The organism is Enterocloster clostridioformis (genome assembly GCF_020297485.1).
Classification (GTDB): Bacteria; Bacillota; Clostridia; order Lachnospirales; family Lachnospiraceae; genus Enterocloster; species Enterocloster clostridioformis.
This window is the reverse complement of sequence record NZ_JAIWZC010000001.1, coordinates 5156187-5176907: the sequence shown is the minus strand read 5'-3', so window position 1 is coordinate 5176907 and position 20721 is coordinate 5156187. Positions and strand designations below refer to the sequence as shown.

The following is a 20721-nucleotide window of genomic DNA, read 5'->3' as shown; positions in this document are numbered from 1 at the left end:
GATTTTTCCTGGTTGAACAAAGGCGCGTCCGGGTAGCCGTTATATATGGACTTTCAATTTCCCCAGCCTTTTAGCGAAGTATACTGCATATGGATGCATGGCAGCCAGATTCGGCGTCCGGTGTCATGTTTATGGCATCAGAAATAAGCCTCCAAAGGAAGCTTAAAAAATATTCAGTTGCCTTTTTTAACATAGAAGATGCGGTTCTGGCATTGTACAAGGCTGCCCTGCCGGTAAAGGAATGATCCTTCCGCCGCAGGAAGAACACCTGCAGATATCCTTATTGTAAAGCAGCCGGATCATGGCAGGGGCATCCAGATCTTTCAGCCTTGCGATATACTTTCTACAGCCGAGGAGATTCCGGCACAAGGTGATCTTCTTATTCTTGTTCCGGGATGACAGCAGGCCATAGTGGCGTATCCGGACAAAACGCTTCGGCGGGACATGCATCAGAAATCTGCGGATAAACTCCTCACCGGAAACCGTAATCTCCTCCCACTGGCCCTGGTTTTTATAATCTTTTGCAGTAAATGTGACCATAGAATCCGTCATGCATTTGATACGATAATTGCTGATGGCAATCCGGTGTGTGTACCTTCCAAGGTACCTGATGACGGATTCCGCGCCATGGAACGGCTTCTTACAGTAGGGTATCCATTCTTTTTTGTAACAGGTATCCAATAATTCCTGTAAGGCATAATGGTTCCTGTAAGGCTCTGCCGTACCGTGGAATTCGAGTTTTCCATCTTTCCATAGCTGTTTCAGTTCAGCAAGATATTTTCCGCGGAACAGCCGGGAGACCACCCTGACCGGAAGGAAGAAGTCCTCCCCGCTGCCTTTCCAGTGATTTCCTGCATCCAGCCCGCCTCCCAGAACAATGGCATGGATATGGGGATGGAAGTTCATGGCGCTCCCCCAGGTATGCAGAATGCAGATATAGCCGATGTCAGCGCCAAGGTATTTCGGGTCAGCCGCAAGTTCACGCAGGGTATCGGACGCGGCATGGTAAAGCGCTGTATATAAAAGTTTCTGATTGCTGTAGATAACAGGGTTCAGATTTTCCGGCACAGTGAATACCATATGGAAGTATGGCGCGTCCAGCAGATCCTCCCTGCGCGCGTCAACCCATTTTTCTTTCGGGAATTCCTGACACATAGGGCAGCATCTGTCACGGCAGGAATTATAGTGGATGGAAATACAGCCGCAATCCTCACAGACGCTCACATTTACGCCAAAAGCACCGGTCTTGCAGTTCATGATGTGGTAAGCCGCCTTTCTCTTGGCAGGGGAAACATCATGGGAAGATGCATAGGAAGGATAAAAACGGTTAAAAACATCCTGGATTGTGCAGTCAGTGTTCATTCCTCACCGCCTTGCGGACCATCGAACGGGCTGCGGATGCCGAGGAGGGTCTTGTTGCTTACATGGAGGTAGACATCGGTAGAGCGGGGATCCACATGCCCGAGAAGGGACTGGATATATTTGATATCGGTCCCGCTTTCAAACAGGTGGCTGGCAAAACTGTGTCGGCACGCATGGGAAGAGACACGGCGGGTAATACCGGCAAGCCTGGCGCTTTTTTTAAAGAACTGGTTCACACTGGTTATATCCAGGTATCCACCAGTCCAGGAGCTTGGGAAAAGTATCCCCCTGGGCCGGCCGCATTTGTACCAATACTCGGTAAGAAGGTCAAGATTCTTCCGGGAGAGGATGGTATACCTGTCAATCCTGCCTTTGGTTTCACGGACATGGATGGTCATGTTGGTACGGGAAATGTCATCGTAATGGAGATGGACAGCCTCTGAGACGCGTAATCCGGAAGAGTACATCGTCGCAATGATAGCTTTATGCTTCAGGTTTTGGGTGGCCTCAATGATCGCGTTTATCTCATTACGGCTCAGGACGGCGGGAAGGTTCCGTTCCCTTTTCATGGCAGGAACTATGTCATCATCCCAAAGGATCCAGAGCACTTTTTTGTAGAAGAACTTAATTGCTGACCGATAGTAAGCGTCAAATAAGAACGTGTAGTGAAATATTTGGCGTTCTCTTGTAAACTTGGGGTTAGAGTTTTTAGAGTTCCCTCCCAAAACTCTAAATCCAGATAAAGGAGAATACCAATGGACATTTCCGCTTTAACTCCGGATAAACAGGTAAAACTTCAGTACTGGCTGGACGTGATCCGGCAATGCAGAGCCTCCGGTCTAACAAACCAGGCATGGTGCGAACAACATCATATCTCCCTAAAAAGCTATTACTACTGGATCGCAAAGATCCGGAAACTGGCGCTTGAAGAACTGCCCCGAAAGAGTCATGGATGCAGGCCGGTCATGGAGCAGACTGCGTTGATTCCGGATGCGGCTCCGGAATTTACGGAGGTATCCCTTCACGGCAGGCAGGATCCCTGTGCCGCTCCTGCAGCAGTACTCCGTGCCGGTACGGTGACTGTTGACCTCTTTGAAGATACGCCCCGCGAGTTGCTGGAGACCATTCTGAAAGCGGTGAGATCATGTTAGGTGACCTCTCCCGGGTGGAAAAGATCTATCTGCGCACCGGGTACACAGATATGAGAAAACAGCTGGACGGTCTGGTGGATATCATCCAGTACAGCTTTCAGCTTGACCCTTACAGCAATTCCCTGTTCCTTTTCTGCGGGAAACGGGCGGACCGGATCAAGGCAGTCCATTATGAAGGGGACGGCTTCTGCCTGTTCTATAAGCGCTACGAAAACGGCCGCCTCCAATGGCCGCGGACGGGCGAAGAAGCCAGACAGATCTCCCACCAGCAGCTCCGCTGGCTGCTGGAGGGCCTGAACCCGGAGCAGCCAAAAGCGGTCCGCAGCTGGGTTCCCCCGAAGCCTGAAAACCCCGGGAATTCCTTATAAATGCTGGAAAATCCTGCTGTTTTATGGTATAATGAATTTATCAGAACAGGAAGGTTTTCAGCCCATGCAGGATACAGCGCAGGAGTACCAAAAGCAGATCAAAGAACTGGAACAGCAGGTCCGGCTCCTTAGGGAGCAGGTTGATTTCCTTACCCGTAAACTTTATGGAACAAAATCAGAGAAGACGTCTGCCCTTGAAATAGAGGGACAGATGTCTCTTTTTAATGAAATGGAATCCTGTGCTGAGCCGGATGCCCATGAGCCGGATCTGGTGGAGGTCGAAAAATATCTGCGTAAAAGGAAATGTGCCGGCCAGCGGGAAAAACTGATAAAAGACATTCCCCGCAGCAAAGTGCTCCACACGATCGATGAAAGTGAACAGATCTGTGAGAGATGCGGAGGTACCATGGTTAAAGTTGGTGAGGAGTTTGTGCGTACCGAGGTACAGTTCATCCCTGCCAGCCTCAAAGTGGTTGACCATTACCGGGAAACCTATGAATGCAGGGCATGCCGCAAAAACGGGACGCCTTATATGGAGAAATCCCCGGTGCCCCATCCTCCGGTCATGCACTCCCTTGCATCTGCTTCCACGATCGCATGGCTTGTCCATCAGAAGTTTGAACTGGGCATCCCCTTATACCGTCAGGAAAAGGAATGGGAAGCCATGGGGCTGTCTTTAAGCAGGGCAACGATGTCAAACTGGCTCCTGGCCGTCTGCCGGGACTGGCTTTCCCATGTGGTCTCCCATCTCAGACGGGAACTTCTAAAGCAGGGATATCTGCATATCGACGAGACCCATGTGCAGGTGCTGAAGGAACCAGGGAGGAAGAACACTTCGGATTCCTATATGTGGGTGTACTGCAGCACCAGGGACAGCAAACGGCCGGTCCGGTATTTTGAGTACCAGCCGGGGAGGGGTGGGAAATATCCGGAAACATTTTTAAAAGGCTATACCGGATATATCCATACGGATGCTTATTCCGGGTATAATGGGGTGAAAGGGGTTACGAGATGTCTGTGTTACACACATCTGCGCCGCGCTTTTGTGGACGCGCTGCCAAAAGACATCCATGGCCCGGAAGCCTCAAAACCTGCGGAAGCAGTCATTCGTCTGAATAAACTGTTTGAGATAGAAAAGGAACTGGACGGCCTTCCCCCGGAACAAAAGAAAAAAGAACGACTTGACCGCGAGAAGCCGCTTCTCGAGGCTTTCTGGTCGTGGGCAGAGATAAGCTCTGCCGGGGAATTGCCAAAGTCGAAGCTCCATACCGCTTTCCAGTATGCCCTGAACAACCGGCAGGAGTTCTTCAACTATCTTGGGGATGGAAACTGCTCCATCAGCAATTCCCTTGCGGAGAACTGTATCCGCCCCTTTGTGATCGGCCGGAAGAACTGGCTGTTTGCCGGAAGTCCGAAGGGTGCTGCCGCAAGTGCGGGAATCTACACCCTGGTAGAAACAGCCAAAGCCAACGGCCTGGATGCAATGAAATACATCAAGTATATCCTGGCAGATATGCCGGGGAGTAGATTTCTCGAAAATCCGGAATATCTGGATGACTATCTGCCATGGGATCCCATGGTACAGGAACGTTGCCGATAACCACTGCCCTTTTAGTATAGAGGGTTAGTGGTTATTTTTCTATCCACCATCTTATTTGACGCTTACGACCGATAGTGGTTGTGAGTTTCGGGAGACCTGCCTTCCAAACGTTTGGCAGAGAGGAAACTTTCCGCATCGTCAAGTGTAAGCTCAGAGGCGGTTTTCCCAATACAGCGGAGAAAGTAATTGACATTGGCACAGTACAAGTTTATGGTACTTTCCCGCAGGTTCCGTTTTTCCGCTTCATAGCGGATAGATTCAAAAATATCATCGTACATAATAAAACCTCCTGAAATAAGCAGCGTTGATCGTGGCAGCTGCCTGTCAGGAGGGGCATTGGCATCATAATTCCGCTTGCGGAAGACACCAAAAAATGCTATTGTATTCATAGGCAGTGGAGGTTTCCGTATTTGGTTGTTTTGTGTGGTAACTTAACAATACCGTATTGCGGAAGATTTTTCCACTGCTTTTTATTTAGAGGAACGTAAAAACTGCGCCACAGCCTTGGCAGGCCATCGCGTAGCGATTTTGTTCAATCGTATGTTGTTGCATCTTGCGGCATAATTCTTCTCCATGTATTTCTTCATTGTTCGTTACCTGTTACTCACCGTGAGGGGATATGCAATGATTCGCACAATAGATATATTTAACTCCATGTAGATGCGCAGTATCCGTTGTTTCGCCAGCGACATGGTTTTATTGGCGCTGACAGTCTGCTCCTCATCTTCACAATCCATATGCACAAATTTCTCTTTCTCAAATAGTTCCCTTATCGGAATTTGCAATGCATTCATCCGGGTTGTACATTGTCATTGTTACCACCTTTTCCCTAAAAATACACCGTCTTAACTGCCCCAAACACAAGACCCCCCACAATCAGCAGCAAAACAATATTCGCCACAAGCAAATAATTAAAAAACGCATCCCGCCGTGGTTCCTCGTTATTCCCTTGCTTCACCATGCATCCTTCCTCAAAACGCCAGTAATCTTCCTCTCTCGGTGCAATCGCATATGTATCTACTCTAAAATGGTTTCCAAACTTATCACTCAGCTTTCTGTTGATATGTCTTTCCGCTATCTCTTTTATCAAGTGAACCGCATCATACAAGTCCTTCATGCCGCCCACCAACTCCAGAAAGCTAAGTATCACTGTGAAAATGATTTCTACGCTGCCTTCATATACAGACTGCGTCTGCACTTCTTGAATAGATAAATCTGTGTACTTCTGCAACTCTGGCTTGAGGTCATTATTTATAATCCGTTCCACTTCATTCGCAATATCATTATAGGAGACTCGCTGCTCATTTCCAAGATAAAAGACTTGTCCGGGACGAAGGGAACGGGAAGGTTCCTCATCTTGGCGGAAATCTATTCGTGTTCTAAATACTGCTTTGTATTGCTGTTTCTTTTTCATAGGCAGACTCCTATATTATCATGGAACGAGGTTTTAATTTCAGGAGCATTCGTCATAAGACACAATATCAAATCTCCATACAGTTCTTCCCTATACATGCCATCGCAAATCAGTTTCTTAAAACTCTCAAAATAATCTTTGTTTAAACATCTTTGTCCTTATCTGTTTTAATGAAGCTATAACCACTTCATTTTTTCTCATAATGAAATAAATCAAACACATCGTCAAATAGATAAATGCACCCACTACAATCTCAAAAATCAATGAGTAGAAATGAATTCCTGCTATATTTTCTATTAATTGAAGAAATCCATACATTACGATACCGGAAAATATAAAAAACACACAGTTTTTCACATAAGTAAAAATTGGTAAATCCTTTCTCAGCAATACCGCCTGAGTAATACAGACAATCCCTTCAGCACACACTGTACCAATCGCTGCACCACGTGCCTGCAAATTTGGAATCAAAATGGTATTTACGATAATATTTGTCACTGCTCCAATACAAACAGCCACAATATAAATGTTATCTTTCTTTTGAGGAATAATATATTGAGTCCTTAGTATATTTGCAAATGCCATAAAAATCGTGCACACACACAATATAAAAATCAAAACACCGCATTCTGTAAATTCACTCCCCCACATAATAACCGAAAAAGGACGAGCAACCGCTCCTAATCCCAGACTCATACCAATTGCCAAACACATAACCAACTCCATAGAGAGAAGCATATATCGGTTACCCGACTTCTGATCACCCTTTGCAAAAAGATTTGACATCTTAGGCATCATCACAGTGCCAAATGCAGATATAACACTTGTTGGAATATTAATTGCTTTTTCCGCATTCTCGTAAAACCCCACCTGTGCCTTTTCACACATTGCTCCAAGCATAATTTTATCCATATATTTATACAGGCTTACCGCAATTACAGGAATAAAAAGAACAACCATTGGCTTAAAATGTTTCCTCATCTCTGTAATAGAAGGTTTCACAAACCGAACGTAGTTCTTCAAAAAAAACCAAACAACCGATTGACTAACAAAATTGCCAAAAGCCATGATAAAAATATATTTCCAAAGATCCTCTTTGCTATGAACAAAAATGAAGATTGATGCAACCGTAATTAACTTAATAACCGTGTTTCGAGTAACAGTTAGTTTAAACTTTTCTATACCAAAAAAGAACCAATTTATATCAGATAGTGCACCAACTACCCAAAAAATCTGGATTAGTGCATATATTCTATTTTCTCTCACAAAAGCAAAGCAATATACTATATATGCAGCAATAGCAATAATTGAAAGCACTGCATGTAATGCAAAAATATTAGAGAATTCCTTATTTAAAGAATCCTGATTATCCCGAACAGTTGCAATTACACGATTGCCATAGTTTTTGATGCCTAACATTGCAATTAGCATAAAATAATATGCTACAGAATATGTATATGAGTATATACCTATTTTTTCTGCGCCTAATATCCTCGCAATATACGGTGATGTGAGCAAAGGCAAAATGATAATCAAAACTCCATAAATTGACTGATAGAAAAAATTTTTCTTTACACTGGACATAGCCGATTCCTCACATTTGTTAGTTAATGATTTCCCAGTAACAGCAATTTTGTGATTGGATTTTTTCTCACTATAAAACGATTTAGAATTAGCGGCACAACCGTACCAATTGTTCCAGATATTGAAACCACTAATACGCCATACAGATGCATTCTTCCCAAAATGAATGCTAACCCATTTACAATGAAAGGTTGATGCATCAAATATATGGGATAGGAATTGTTTCCCATGTATTTTAACACATTAGCTATTTTTTTCTTATTCTGAAGTATGCTGGCAAGTACCAGAAGAATATACGCGCCATATATCAAAGCGATTGGATATGTAATGCATTTATACCAAAGAAAAACACTATATCGAAAATAAGTGTTTATAATTACAGACATTACAAATCCAGCTAAAGCGACCAAAAACTTATTTGTCCTAATATTATTTAATATATCTTTATCTTGCCAATAAACCCCTATATAAAAAACCATAGCATATCGGATTGTTTTCCATACTATTTCTGGTGTATCTAAAAAACACATTAGTGAGTTTAGTACAAGCATAACAAAAATCATCAGTCTGCTATCCACATCAATTAGCAGCCTGGAAAGACAGCACACCAGAAACATTACATAAACAAACCACAAATGATCGTCAACAGGATTGATATATGTTATTACCGAAAAAATAAACTGGCTAATCGAATGTGTTGTATATCCTGTTTTTTCCGAAATGAAAGCCAGTGCTGGGACACTCTCTATAAAAGAAAATACCAAAAAAGAGAATAGTGAAAAAGTGCAGTACGGTATCAAATATGTAATCGACTTTTTCTTAATGTATGCGCTTACAGAATTTTCTTTATATCGTTTTTTATTATAGCCGAACAAAATACCGGCAACAGCAAAAAACGCTGGCATATGTATCCAATAGATGTTTGTTCTTATAACAGATACAACTATACTTTTCGAAGCCATATCCTTGCTTATCGCATGACCAAATACCACTAGTATAATGGCAATCCCTTTAGCTACATCCAAACAATCTACTCTTTTCAATTCTATCATCCCCTTGTTATTCCATGTTTTAAATAGTTTGCAATATGCTTCTGAGAATTTAGTGCACCAATACCTTGAGGTATGTCCTAATAAGTTTTTGGAAAAGGAGATGTAACCAATACGCTATCATAATCGTTCCTTCCAAAATAATACAGCTCCAAAGAAATTCATTCTCAATATAAAATATTCCCCTCTCAGCAGCATAATAAAAATTTACTTTGTTTTTTTAGGTATTCCTTTTGATTGACAATTAATGCTAACATTGCCCAATAATTTGTGTCCATCCAGAAAGATGAGGATAAAGCCAAACGTACAATACACAAAGATAGAAACAATACAATCAGTAATTTCCATTCACTATTATCCTTTGTTAAAACAGATTTAATGCAAAACCAAATTAAAGCCACAATAAGCAAACCACCTATTATACAACCAAAATCAATTAAAATTTCAAGAAAAAACTGATGACAATATATTCCAAACGTAGCTCTATCGGCAAAGATACCGCATCCCACAAATGGATGACTTTTTATCATTTCCAGGCAAGAGTTCCATATCGTAAAACGTCCCGTATCCAAAGTAACTTCTTGTTGAACCAATGTATTTAACATTCTTGATTGGAGGCCAAAACCAGCTAATACATCACTTACCATGCTCAAGAATGTCACATTTGTCACAAGGATTGACATTACAAATATTGCTATCAAAGTAATCACTTTTTTAGGATCGTGCCTTTTAGAAGTACAAAAAAGCATTCTCAAAACCCAAAATAAAACCCATGAAACCGCTGCCGTCCTAGAGCCATATATAAGCATACCTACAGCAGAGCCCGCAGCAAGAATTGCATACCATACCTTTTTAATCCCTGACCGCTTGAGAAATTCCAACCCAAAAACCAAGGAAACAAATAATAATCTATATCCAGTGGACATATCATAATTGTTTTGACTTAAGATACCATTTTGCATAACTCTCGAAAAACCACCGCTAGTAATTGAAGAGTTAATTCTAAATAACGCCCATATAAGAAGAATATATGCGCACGGTTTCAATGATTTCAGCAATTGCTCGTCATCGTCAAATGACCTAAAAAACAAGTACGCAAATATTCCACTTGAAAACGTGAACACAGAATCAATAGCATTCCAACTTTCTAGTTCAAGGATTGCTATCCTATAACTAGGATTTAAAATATATGAGAAAATAAACAGCATAGCAATTAATAAAAGCAGTATGATTGCATCAGCTTTGATTCTTTTCCTATTTCTTGAAACACAAATCAAGAAGCAGCCATATATAAGTAATAGGCAAAACACTTGACTTATCGAGAGTATGAAAGTTTTTCTGTAAATAGCTATTAAGCATTAGGTCTTCTATGATAAAATCTATTATCATAAGGAGGCCTATTATTATGGCAAGAAGAGAAAAACAGCCCGTACACAAAGTAGTCATGACGGAGGGGAAAAGGAACATCGTCCATCAGCTCCTGGAAGAGTATGACATCCAGACTGCGGAGGATATCCAGGAAGCCCTCAAAGACCTGCTGGGGAGCACCCTGAAGGAGATGATGGAAGCGGAGATGGATGAGCATCTCGGCTATGGGAGGTCAGAACGGTCGGATTCGGATGATTACCGCAATGGCTACAAGCCCAAGCGGATCAACAGCAGCTTCGGGAGCATGGACATCCAGGTGCCCCAGGACAGGAAGTCCACGTTTGAACCCCAGGTGGTAAGAAAGCGCCAGAAGGACATTTCCGGCATTGACCAGAAGATCATATCCATGTATGCAAAAGGCATGACAACCCGCCAAATCTCGGATACCTTGATGGACATTTATGGTTTTGAGGCTTCGGAAGGGTTCATCTCGGACGTGACGGACAAGATACTGCCGCAGATTGAAGACTGGCAGAACCGCCCGCTGGAGGAAGTCTATCCCGTGGTCTACATCGACGCAATCCATTATTCCGTGCGGGAGGACGGGGTAATCCGCAAGCTTGCCGCCTATGTCATCCTCGGCCTTACGCTGGAAGGTAAAAAGGAAGTCCTGAGCATACAGATCGGGGAGAATGAAAGCTCCAAGTACTGGCTCTGCGTTCTGAACGAGTTGAAGAACCGCGGTGTGAAGGATATCCTCATTCTCTGCTCGGACGGGCTCACGGGCATTAAGGAAGCCATAACGGCGGCATTCCCGAAGACGGAGCAGCAGCGCTGCATCGTACATATGGTACGGAACACGCTGAAATACGTCTCCGACAAGGACCGGAAAGCATTTGCCACGGACCTGAAAACCATCTACCATGCCGCAAACGAGGAAAAGGCGCTGGAGGCGCTGGAGAAGGTGACGGAAAAGTGGACGCCAAAGTACCCCAACTCAATGAAACGCTGGCATGACAACTGGGATGTGGTATCCCCCATCTTCAAGTTTTCCATGGAGGTCAGGAAGGTGATCTATACTACCAACGCGATCGAGAGCCTCAACTCTACCTACCGGAAGCTCAACCGCCAGCGGAGCGTGTTCCCGGGCAGCACGGCGCTCTTAAAGGCTCTGTACCTGGCCACGTTCGAGGCGACGAAGAAGTGGACCATGCCCATCCGCAACTGGGGGCAGGTCTATGGGGAACTGTCCATTATGTACGAAGGCAGACTGCCGGAATAAGAGCGCACAGGCATAGGTGTACACCTATCCGGAAAGGAGCTTTCCATGTATGGATTTTCAAAATACGATGCTCAGGACAGGTACGACAGCTATAATACTGTACAGGTGAAGTTAAAACTGAATATGAAGACAGATGCAGATATCCTGGCCTGGGTCAGACAGCACAAATATGGCAGGGACACTTCCGTCCAAGGGGCCATCAAGGCCCTGATACGGGAAGACATCGCCAGAGGCCAGGCCGATGGGACACAAGGTTAATCCCTCTGCATTTTACATTCGTTGGCTGTCTGCAGCTCTGACAGGGATTCCATGATAGACAGGTAATCGATCCCCTCCACAACAGTCCCTGTGCCAGGGTCAAACAGTTCATCGTCTGCGGTGGCTTTCGGGTCATAGGATTTCAGTTCACTGTCATACCAGCTATAGATATCACTGTATAAGTCGGCTGCATGATCCAGCAGGGACTGCAGTCCATTGATCTTTGCCCTGATATCTTCAGGTACAAAGGGATCGTCTGTTTTTAGCTTCATGGCACACCTCCTGATGTTTTCCTGTAAGAAGTGTACCATAATTTGATGGGATTTTCCAATACATCTTGACAGAATCCAAAAGCATCCGTATAGTAAAGGTAGGTGGTCACGACATCCACCTACCTTTCTCATTAACTTATCATAGAAGATCTCAATTTACAGACTTTTTTTCATACTCTCGACTTATCATTTCATTGTGTACAACTCTTTGAAAAACCAGATAAAAAAAATCTCTGCAATAGAAAAAAATCAATGTTAATGACAGATAATTATATCTGATAATCCCTATCGAATGTTTTGTTGTCTCATTCATTTAAAATCTCCTAATCATCCTTAAATACGCCGTCCTAATTTCATAAGAGCAACTCGAAAGATGGTTAAATAACCACATCGGGGTTCCCATTGGCTCATATATCGCTTCAGCTCCACAATAAACTTCACGGGATGCCCTTCTTTTAAATACCGTGATGTTGCCTGCATAGAATTACTGCATATGATTATTTTTTGTTCGTCTTCTTGGAATCTCCTGATTAACGGAAGCATTTTATTGATGTAGTGCGCCCTATGTTCCTTTAACTGTTCAATATTTTTCGCCTTATTCCTACCAATATCCGCATTGTAAATAAATCCGCATTCATTTAAACCTTTAATTTTGCATATTGCTGCAACCCGCGCCGTAAATTCAAAATCCTGATGTCTTTTGAATGACTCATCAAAACCATCAAGTGTTTCCCATATCTGTCTTCTAACCAAAAAAGAATTTGAGCCAATCACGACAGTATGCAGTAATAAGTCATATAATAGATCGCCACTTTTTTTCTGAATACAAGCGTTTTTATCACTACTACAATATACCATCCCCCAACTATCATCCATTTCAGAAAAGGCATTCACTTCCATCTGTATTTTTTCAGGCAAATACTCATCATCGTCATCTAATAATGCAATGTATTTCCCTTTTGAATTTCTAACCCCGGTGTTTCTAGCTGCTGACCCATTTTTGTTTACATTATGTACGACATAATGAATACGTTCATCCGTAAGAAACGGTTCAAGAACCTTTTGGGTCTTTATCTGCTCCTCAGAGCCCATTCCATTATCATCAACAACAATAATTTCTATATTACTGTAAGTTTGGTTCTGTACACTCTTTATAGCTCTTCCTACATAGCGATGTCCCTTATACGTAGGAATAATGATACTAACCAATTCTGACATCTTAATTTTCTCCCATCTCAGGATTTTATTGTATTTTAATCCAGCTTCCGAATGTATAATCCCACTCTTCAGGTTCAAACGGTTTCAATCCACTCCAATGAAAAAAGGTAATCTCACCAAAATAAATCCTGCCATTTATATTGTATAAGTCGATTCTCGCCTGAGGTATTCCCTTCCCAAGTTTTTCCGCTATTCGAATCATTTCATCATAATTATCCGGTTTCCTCATAATGTGATTGGCGTTTGGATGACCATTAGTAAATGGCAAATGATTAAACTCTCGATCAAAAAAATCAAAGCAAGTATCCGTAACAGCATTGCGATCTGTTGCTATAAACATTGCCTTCATCTCTCCGTCAAAAACAAAAAACTTGTAGTCTTTCAATTCATAGCCAGATTCATCAACCATGTATTCTTCTGCAATGATTCGCGGCTTTACATCTCTATATGGCCATTCCCTTGTATTCAAATAATATTTACGCTTAAGCGCATGATTTATTTTTTTTCTTGCTTCATCAATATCCAACTTTTTCTTATCTGTACATATAACAAGCCCACCAGAATCATGGGTGCACTTCAGTACAAACTGATCTGGAAGTTCATTAAAATCAATATCATCAAATCGATCCCAAACTCCAAGAGTAGGAATTATGTACTCCCACCCCACTCTTGCAGCTACTTTCTGCTTGACTGCTTCTTTATCAACAAGTGTTGTATATTCTGGATTTCGGTTATACAACTTCATCCACTGCAGTTTCTCATTATATGTAGTAGGATTTTTCAAATTCAGTTCCTTTCCCATGCGGTTGTGGAAAAGCATTTTCAAATAAAACGCATCTGCCGCAATGGTATCAGGAAGGATTTTTCCGAGTCCGATAATCCCATAATATATAGGATCTCTTAGCAATTTCTTTATCATTTCTTATCCCTCCCCCTGTAAACTTTCTGCAAGTAATTCTCCCATTCTCTGCACACTTTTTCTGCATCATAATCTGTGATAATCTGCCCTGCGTTCTTGCTGATTTTTGCTGCAAAGTCTTTCTCTGTAAGGCACCTTTTGAGTGCTGCCATTAGAGCCTTTTTGTCATTCATCGGAATCAGAATGCCATTCTCATTATTGTTAATGATAAATGCTGAGCCACCGATTGGGCAATCCGTTGCAATGCTAGGAATGCCAAGTGCCATAGCCTCCAGTAGTGCGTTGGGCATTCCTTCAGAATTAGAAGGAAGTACAAAGCACGCTGCATCCTTAATGAGATCCTGAACACGCTCCTTGCGACCCATAAGTTGGATTTTGCCCTGCATACTCAGTTCTTCAATATGCTGTGCAATCGTTTCTTTTAGGGGACCATCGCCGTAGAATTCCACCGTATAATCGGGGAAGTCCTGAGCAATCTCGGCAAAAGCTTCCACCAGCAGTCGCTGATTCTTTTCCTCAGACAGTCTTCCGACACATACAATTCGGTTTGTTCTTGTACCCCGGAACGGTTCTACCTTAAAATCTGGATTCAATGGATTCCGCAGAACAACACTGGGACATTTGATGATATTTTTATAATACGACTGAGCCTGCTCCGTCTGAAATACAGCGCCGTCAGCATGGCAACACAGAATGTTTCTGACTTTTCCAAGTACACCCTTTGTATGATAAGGATTAGCTCTTTCTGCAATCACAATTGGAGGTTTCCATCTGGATATTTTTTTTGCCAATAATGCAATGACATTCGTCTTTGTCATAAAAGACAGCACAATATCTGGCTTCCATGTGTCGATTTCCTTTTTACTGAACAGCACCGACTGAAGTAGGCTCTGGTTTCGGATGTTTCCAGCTACAACTTGTACTCTCTCCACTAGTTGATAATCCGACTGAGCCGTTTTCACAATAGCCAGACGAATCGTATGACTCTGCGACAGATTGTTACACAAAGTTGCCATCACACGCTCTGCTCCACCCGACTGCATTCCGGTAATAAGCATCAATATTTTCATTGTTTTCTCCGCTTAATTGATTATTTTATAACATTGCACCCATTGATAATCGGACTCAATTCTCAATTGCATCCCGAAAGATTCAGCCAATCACCAAACGTCCTATCCCACTTTGCAGGTTCAAAAGGCATAAACCCACTGAAATGGTAGAAAGTCAGCTCGCCAAAATAAAGGTGTCCGTCCACTTCGTAGAAATCCACCCGTACATGGGGAAAGCCCTCGGAAAGCATCTTCGAGAGTTCAATCATCTGATCAAAAGTCTTCGGCTTCCGAAGTGGAGTTTCCGCATGGGGATACTTCTGCTTGATGTCCAGATGCTGATAATCCAAATCAAAATAGTCAAACTTTACATGGTCGGATGCGCGGTCGGATGCTACAAACATCGCCTTGGGTTCTCCATCAAAACAGAAGAACTTATAATCCCTCAGTTCCCCATCCACATGGTCCTCCATATACTGTTCGGCAATGATTCTGGGGGGTACATCCCTATAAGGCCATTCCCGCCCGATATGGTAAAAGTTCTGCTTCAAGGCTGCTTCGATTTTCACCCTTGCAGCAACCTTGTCCAGCTTAGACTTTTCCCGAATGATTACAAGGCCTTCGGAGTCATGAGTGCACTTCAACACGAATTGCTCTGGCAGCATGTCAAAATCAATCTCATCAAAGGAGTCCCACACGCCCAGAGTCGGAATGATGTACTGCTCGCCAATGAGTTTCGCTACATATTCCTTAACTTCATACTTATCCACCAAAGTAGTGTACAGCGGATTGTGGTCATGCAGTTTCAGCCAGTTCAACTTCTCATTATAGGTTTTCGGATTCTTCAGATCACAGAACTTCTTAAAATGTGCGAAATAGTAAATCTGAATATATATCTTATCTGGAATAAAACGCATTGCATACTTTATCTTCTTAAATAATCTACTACTCGACATTCCTTTTTCCTCACCAATTCTCCTGTATAAATTTGTCAATCAGATTTACAATTGCCATTGGATCTTTATTTACCCACGAAACCAGTTCATCTGTACCATCATAAATTTTCTTAAAGCATTCTTCCAAATTAGTTAACTCTAAATCTGCCATCAACACATACCCGTTGCTGCTAAATGCTTCATTGTTCTGAATCTGGTGATCATTGATATGCTCACCATACTTTTCAAGCCTCGTTACCGTTATTACCTTTTTACCAGCATTTAGTGCTTTCATGATTGATCCAGATGCACCGTGTGACACAACAATATCAGCCTTACTTATATTCTCGTTGAACTCATCCGGCGAAATAAAATCTTTATATTCATAATTCTTTGGTTTATATGTAGATGTGCCAATCTGTGCAAACATCGGATCCGTTAACACACCCTTTTCATATAGCTCATCTAATTTTTTAAATAAACGGTCAAAAGGATAATTTCTCGACCCGACTGTCACAAATATCATTAGTACAGACATCCTCCATAAATTGCTTTTTTATAAAATTTCTTCTGTGTTTCCCACTGCACTATAAATAAATCTGTATGTTTCTCCATTTTCTTCCCTGCTACCGTGGGCATATTCGCTCTTCCAAAAGTTTCAATAAATATAAATTTCTTGTGGAAAAGAACTGCCATCAAATAAAATGGATATGCCACCATCGTTCCAGTTGTAATGATAAAATCCGGGCGTTCCTTAATCCAGATAAACACCGAATAAAGTCCATTCCACAACATTTTTAAAGGCATCAGTTTATCTTTCAAATCCGTTTGAATCATGAAATATTTCCCGAGCGTTTCATCAAACTGTGTTTTTTCTGTCACAAAAAAGCCTTCATATTTTTCAGCAAGCGGCTCCAGCTTTTGAAGCTGCTCCCAATGACCACCCGAAGATGATACAAAACACAGCCTTGGCCTCCTATCATGTTTCATCTTTTTCCTCCCCGTTTTTTCTTAGTCCCTCTGGAAAATATCCCTCGTATAGACCTTCGCCTTCACATCATCCAGACAGCTATCGTACCTATTAGCAATAATGGCCTGACTCATTTCCTTGAATTTCTCCAAATCGTTAATCACAACTGATCCGAAGAATTTCTCTCCATCTTTCAACGTTGGTTCATAGATAATAACCGTAGCGCCTTTCGCTTTAATGCGCTTCATGACGCCCTGGATGGAGCTCTGCCGGAAGTTGTCACTATTGATCTTCATCGTCAAGCGATATACGCCAACCACAACCTCTTTTTCCTTCTCGCTATTCCATTCCTCACTTGCCTCATAAGCACCAGCGATTTCCAGCACACGGTCAGCAATGAAGTCTTTGCGAGTTCTATTGCTTTCCACGATTGCTTCGATCAGGTTCTCTGGTACATCTGCATAATTCGCCAGCAACTGCTTCGTATCTTTCGGCAGACAGTATCCTCCATATCCAAAGGACGGATTATTGTAATGGGTGCCAATACGAGGGTCAAGGCAAACTCCGTCAATGATCTGCTGAGTGTTCAGTCCCTTCATTTCCGCATAAGTATCAAGCTCATTGAAATAACTTACTCTTAATGCCAGATATGTATTGGCGAACAGCTTAACAGCTTCTGCTTCAGTAAATCCCATGAACAGCGTGTCGATATTTTCTTTAATGGCACCTTCCTGGAGAAGTTCTGCAAAGGTATGCGCCGCTTTTACCAAACGAGCATTCTCTACATCCGTGCCGACGATTATCCGTGATGGCCACAAATTGTCGTACAATGCCTTCGATTCACGTAAAAATTCAGGACTGAAGATGATATTGTCACAGTGGAATTTCTCACGGACAGAAGAAGTATATCCAACCGGAATCGTGCTCTTGATAACCATGATGGCTTCTGGGTTGTACTCAATGGCCAGCTTAATCACAGCCTCAACCGCGCTTGTATCAAAGAAATTCTTCTTGCTGTCGTAATTTTTGGACTAAACGCTCATTGAAGCAGTTGGTTGAAAGCGACCTATAAAGCTCACTTATTGCGTTATGTCGCTACATATAGGCTATTTGGTACATAAAACAGGACTCCGAAATCCTTGCTTTTTCATGGACTTTTACGCCGCATTTTACCGCTTCTGGCGTAAAAAGCTCACTTATGCTCCATAAGTGATTAAGCTCACTTATTCTATTTTTTAACGGTATAAAGTGATTAAACTCACTTATTTTGACCACATGACAGGCTCATTCAAAAACGACAGATGGCGTAAAAAGTTCACTTTTTATAAGTGAACAAAATCACTTGCTGCTCGGATGCGCTTTTTCAGAAAAAAGTGAGCTTAATCACCTATTTTTCATAGCCGAACCGCCACTGTAATCCACATTTCTGCCGAAAATGTGCATGGATAAATGATGATTGTGGTGGTCGGACGTGTGGGATATGTTGAACAGACTTGCGTGATTATAATCACCGATGGGCTGAGAACTGGCATAAGTGAGCATAATCACTTATTTTTCTACATTTCACAGTAGATTTTCCTTGAAATAAGTGATTTTATTCAGCCATCCGGCTAGGCGGCTGTTTTGTTGAGTAGACTCGTTTTTGTGATTAAAATCACTTTTTTGTTGAGTAGACTTGTCAGTGATTAAAATCACTTTTGGGGCTGGATGCTGTTGAGTAGACTCCGGCGAACAGAGAGTATGAAAAAAAGTCTGTAAATTGAGATCTTCTATGATAAGTTAATGAGAAAGGTAGGTGGATGTCGTGACCACCTACCTTTACTATACGGATGCTTTTGGATTCTGTCAAGATGTATTGGAAAATCCCATCAAATTATGGTACACTTCTTACAGGAAAACATCAGGAGGTGTGCCATGAAGCTAAAAACAGACGATCCCTTTGTACCTGAAGATATCAGGGCAAAGATCAATGGACTGCAGTCCCTGCTGGATCATGCAGCCGACTTATACAGTGATATCTATAGCTGGTATGACAGTGAACTGAAATCCTATGACCCGAAAGCCACCGCAGACGATGAACTGTTTGACCCTGGCACAGGGACTGTTGTGGAGGGGATCGATTACCTGTCTATCATGGAATCCCTGTCAGAGCTGCAGACAGCCAACGAATGTAAAATGCAGAGGGATTAACCTTGTGTCCCATCGGCCTGGCCTCTGGCGATGTCTTCCCGTATCAGGGCCTTGATGGCCCCTTGGACGGAAGTGTCCCTGCCATATTTGTGCTGTCTGACCCAGGCCAGGATATCTGCATCTGTCTTCATATTCAGTTTTAACTTCACCTGTACAGTATTATAGCTGTCGTACCTGTCCTGAGCATCGTATTTTGAAAATCCATACATGGAAAGCTCCTTTCCGGATAGGTGTACACCTATGCCTGTGCGCTCTTATTCCGGCAGTCTGCCTTCGTACATAATGGACAGTTCCCCATAGACCTGCCCCCAGTTGCGGATGGGCATGGTCCACTTCTTCGTCGCCTCGAACGTGGCCAGGTACAGAGCCTTTAAGAGCGCCGTGCTGCCCGGGAACACGCTCCGCTGGCGGTTGAGCTTCCGGTAGGTAGAGTTGAGGCTCTCGATCGCGTTGGTAGTATAGATCACCTTCCTGACCTCCATGGAAAACTTGAAGATGGGGGATACCACATCCCAGTTGTCATGCCAGCGTTTCATTGAGTTGGGGTACTTTGGCGTCCACTTTTCCGTCACCTTCTCCAGCGCCTCCAGCGCCTTTTCCTCGTTTGCGGCATGGTAGATGGTTTTCAGGTCCGTGGCAAATGCTTTCCGGTCCTTGTCGGAGACGTATTTCAGCGTGTTCCGTACCATATGTACGATGCAGCGCTGCTGCTCCGTCTTCGGGAATGCCGCCGTTATGGCTTCCTTAATGCCCGTGAGCCCGTCCGAGCAGAGAATGAGGATATCCTTCACACCGCGGTTCTTCAACTCGTTCAGAACGCAGAGCCAGTACTTGGAGCTTTCATTCTCCCCGATCTGTATGCTCAGGACTTCCTTTTTACCTTCCAGCGTAAGGCCGAGGATGACATAGGCGGCAAGCTTGCGGATTACCCCGTCCTCCCGCACGGAATAATGGATTGCGTCGATGTAGACCACGGGATAGACTTCCTCCAGCGGGCGGTTCTGCCAGTCTTCAATCTGCGGCAGTATCTTGTCCGTCACGTCCGAGATGAACCCTTCCGAAGCCTCAAAACCATAAATGTCCATCAAGGTATCCGAGATTTGGCGGGTTGTCATGCCTTTTGCATACATGGATATGATCTTCTGGTCAATGCCGGAAATGTCCTTCTGGCGCTTTCTTACCACCTGGGGTTCAAACGTGGACTTCCTGTCCTGGGGCACCTGGATGTCCATGCTCCCGAAGCTGCTGTTGATCCGCTTGGGCTTGTAGCCATTGCGGTAATCATCCGAATCCGACCGTTCTGACCTCCCATAGCCGAGATGCTCATCCATCTCCGCTTCCATCATCTCCTTCAGGGTGCTCCCCAGCAGGTCTTTGAGGGCTTCCTGGATATCCTCCGCAGTCTGGATGTCATACTCTTCCAGGAGCTGATGGACGATGTTCCTTTTCCCCTCCGTCATGACTACTTTGTGTACGGGCTGTTTTTCTCTTCTTGCCATAATAATAGGCCTCCTTATGATAATAGATTTTATCATAGAAGACCTAATGCTTAATAGCTATTTACAGAAAAACTTTCATACTCTCGGCGAACATAAAAAGTAGCCCACCCGGTATCTTTCCCACAGGCTGATCATCAGCACCTTGGAAAGTAACCGAGTGGGCTACCACTCTACTTCAATCTTCAATTTTCTTCTGGCTCCCCCCACAGCTTCCCCTGTCTGCCCCACCGTCG

General features: G+C 43.2%; 23 protein-coding genes and 1 pseudogene. 6 read left to right on the top strand and 18 right to left on the bottom strand.

The window, feature by feature from the left end:
- Positions 1-186 precede the first annotated feature (186 nt).
- Complete coding sequence (locus tag LA360_RS25940) at positions 187-1362, bottom strand: IS91 family transposase (RefSeq protein WP_112482328.1); 1176 nt, start codon at positions 1360-1362, stop codon at positions 187-189.
- The gene (locus LA360_RS25935; RefSeq protein ID WP_225537706.1) at positions 1359-1931 is read right to left on the bottom strand and encodes a tyrosine-type recombinase/integrase; all 573 of its coding nucleotides are present in this window, start codon (positions 1929-1931) and stop codon (positions 1359-1361) included. The genes LA360_RS25940 and LA360_RS25935 overlap by 4 nt, the downstream gene beginning before the upstream one ends.
- A 186-nt stretch (positions 1932-2117) precedes the next feature.
- Here LA360_RS25935 and tnpA point away from each other — a divergent pair, with 186 nt between their 5' ends.
- The 3 genes from tnpA to tnpC all read left to right on the top strand — a co-directional run bounded on the left by tnpA (position 2118) and on the right by tnpC (position 4481).
- The gene (gene tnpA / locus LA360_RS25930; protein WP_057571583.1) at positions 2118-2513 is read left to right on the top strand and encodes an IS66 family insertion sequence element accessory protein TnpA; all 396 of its coding nucleotides are present in this window, start codon (positions 2118-2120) and stop codon (positions 2511-2513) included.
- A gap of 14 nt (positions 2514-2527) precedes the next feature.
- A complete protein-coding gene (gene tnpB, locus LA360_RS25925; protein ID WP_166433513.1) occupies positions 2528-2881 on the top strand; it encodes an IS66 family insertion sequence element accessory protein TnpB in 354 nt (117 codons plus the stop codon).
- Positions 2882-2945: 64 nt separating this feature from the next.
- A complete protein-coding gene (gene tnpC / locus LA360_RS25920) occupies positions 2946-4481 on the top strand; it encodes an IS66 family transposase (protein ID WP_112482090.1) in 1536 nt (511 codons plus the stop codon).
- A gap of 62 nt (positions 4482-4543) precedes the next feature.
- Here the strand turns inward: tnpC and LA360_RS25915 are convergent, their stop codons facing one another.
- The 6 genes from LA360_RS25915 to LA360_RS25890 form a co-directional block, all read right to left on the bottom strand.
- Positions 4544-4759: a phage integrase N-terminal SAM-like domain-containing protein gene (locus tag LA360_RS25915; protein WP_225537705.1), complete on the bottom strand. Its 216-nt coding sequence runs from the start codon at positions 4757-4759 to the stop codon at positions 4544-4546.
- A gap of 315 nt (positions 4760-5074) precedes the next feature.
- Entirely contained in the window at positions 5075-5218 is a 144-nt protein-coding gene (locus LA360_RS25910; protein ID WP_160116380.1) for a hypothetical protein, read from the bottom strand.
- Between the two features lie 92 nt (positions 5219-5310).
- Positions 5311-5895 (bottom strand): hypothetical protein, encoded by a 585-nt coding sequence (locus tag LA360_RS25905; RefSeq protein WP_112483315.1) that lies wholly within the window; start codon positions 5893-5895, stop codon positions 5311-5313.
- 126 nt (positions 5896-6021) lie between these two features.
- The gene (locus LA360_RS25900) at positions 6022-7479 is read right to left on the bottom strand and encodes a flippase (protein ID WP_112483317.1); all 1458 of its coding nucleotides are present in this window, start codon (positions 7477-7479) and stop codon (positions 6022-6024) included.
- A gap of 23 nt (positions 7480-7502) precedes the next feature.
- On the bottom strand, positions 7503-8522 hold the full coding sequence (locus tag LA360_RS25895; RefSeq protein ID WP_160116381.1) for an acyltransferase family protein: 1020 nt from the start codon (positions 8520-8522) through the stop codon (positions 7503-7505).
- 194 nt (positions 8523-8716) lie between these two features.
- Positions 8717-9805 (bottom strand): O-antigen ligase family protein, encoded by a 1089-nt coding sequence (locus tag LA360_RS25890; protein ID WP_112483321.1) that lies wholly within the window; start codon positions 9803-9805, stop codon positions 8717-8719.
- Positions 9806-9972: 167 nt separating this feature from the next.
- Between LA360_RS25890 and LA360_RS25885 the strand changes: the two genes are divergently transcribed.
- Positions 9973-11178, top strand: coding sequence for an IS256 family transposase (locus LA360_RS25885; protein WP_173876956.1), 1206 nt, complete (start codon positions 9973-9975; stop codon positions 11176-11178).
- 45 nt (positions 11179-11223) lie between these two features.
- Positions 11224-11436: a hypothetical protein gene (locus LA360_RS25880; RefSeq protein WP_002583243.1), complete on the top strand. Its 213-nt coding sequence runs from the start codon at positions 11224-11226 to the stop codon at positions 11434-11436.
- Here the strand turns inward: LA360_RS25880 and LA360_RS25875 are convergent.
- The 8 genes and pseudogenes from LA360_RS25875 to LA360_RS25840 all read right to left on the bottom strand — a co-directional run.
- A complete protein-coding gene (locus LA360_RS25875; protein ID WP_002583244.1) occupies positions 11433-11708 on the bottom strand; it encodes a hypothetical protein in 276 nt (91 codons plus the stop codon). The genes LA360_RS25880 and LA360_RS25875 overlap by 4 nt on opposite strands.
- A gap of 333 nt (positions 11709-12041) precedes the next feature.
- A complete protein-coding gene (locus LA360_RS25870; RefSeq protein WP_112483323.1) occupies positions 12042-12926 on the bottom strand; it encodes a glycosyltransferase family 2 protein in 885 nt (294 codons plus the stop codon).
- Between the two features lie 25 nt (positions 12927-12951).
- Entirely contained in the window at positions 12952-13845 is an 894-nt protein-coding gene (locus LA360_RS25865) for an ATP-grasp fold amidoligase family protein (RefSeq protein ID WP_112483325.1), read from the bottom strand.
- On the bottom strand, positions 13842-14915 hold the full coding sequence (locus tag LA360_RS25860; RefSeq protein WP_225537704.1) for a glycosyltransferase: 1074 nt from the start codon (positions 14913-14915) through the stop codon (positions 13842-13844). Before LA360_RS25860 ends, LA360_RS25865 begins: the two co-directional genes overlap by 4 nt.
- Before the next feature lie 62 nt (positions 14916-14977).
- Positions 14978-15850, bottom strand: coding sequence for an ATP-grasp fold amidoligase family protein (locus tag LA360_RS25855; RefSeq protein ID WP_112483329.1), 873 nt, complete (start codon positions 15848-15850; stop codon positions 14978-14980).
- A gap of 10 nt (positions 15851-15860) precedes the next feature.
- Positions 15861-16355: a glycosyltransferase gene (locus tag LA360_RS25850; RefSeq protein ID WP_112483331.1), complete on the bottom strand. Its 495-nt coding sequence runs from the start codon at positions 16353-16355 to the stop codon at positions 15861-15863.
- On the bottom strand, positions 16355-16819 hold the full coding sequence (pssD, locus tag LA360_RS25845) for a PssD/Cps14F family polysaccharide biosynthesis glycosyltransferase (RefSeq protein WP_112483333.1): 465 nt from the start codon (positions 16817-16819) through the stop codon (positions 16355-16357). Before pssD ends, LA360_RS25850 begins: the two co-directional genes overlap by 1 nt.
- 21 nt (positions 16820-16840) lie before the next feature.
- Positions 16841-17824: pseudogene (locus LA360_RS25840) on the bottom strand (nucleotide sugar dehydrogenase); the annotation flags it as partial.
- A gap of 889 nt (positions 17825-18713) precedes the next feature.
- On the opposite strand from LA360_RS25840, the gene LA360_RS25835 reads away from it, so the two are divergent.
- On the top strand, positions 18714-18989 hold the full coding sequence (locus LA360_RS25835) for a hypothetical protein (RefSeq protein WP_002583244.1): 276 nt from the start codon (positions 18714-18716) through the stop codon (positions 18987-18989).
- Here LA360_RS25835 and LA360_RS25830 read toward each other — a convergent pair.
- The gene (locus LA360_RS25830; RefSeq protein WP_002583243.1) at positions 18986-19198 is read right to left on the bottom strand and encodes a hypothetical protein; all 213 of its coding nucleotides are present in this window, start codon (positions 19196-19198) and stop codon (positions 18986-18988) included. The two genes, LA360_RS25835 and LA360_RS25830, sit on opposite strands and share 4 nt — an antisense overlap.
- 45 nt (positions 19199-19243) lie before the next feature.
- Positions 19244-20449 (bottom strand): IS256 family transposase, encoded by a 1206-nt coding sequence (locus LA360_RS25825; RefSeq protein WP_173876956.1) that lies wholly within the window; start codon positions 20447-20449, stop codon positions 19244-19246.
- Positions 20450-20721: the final 272 nt, after the last annotated feature.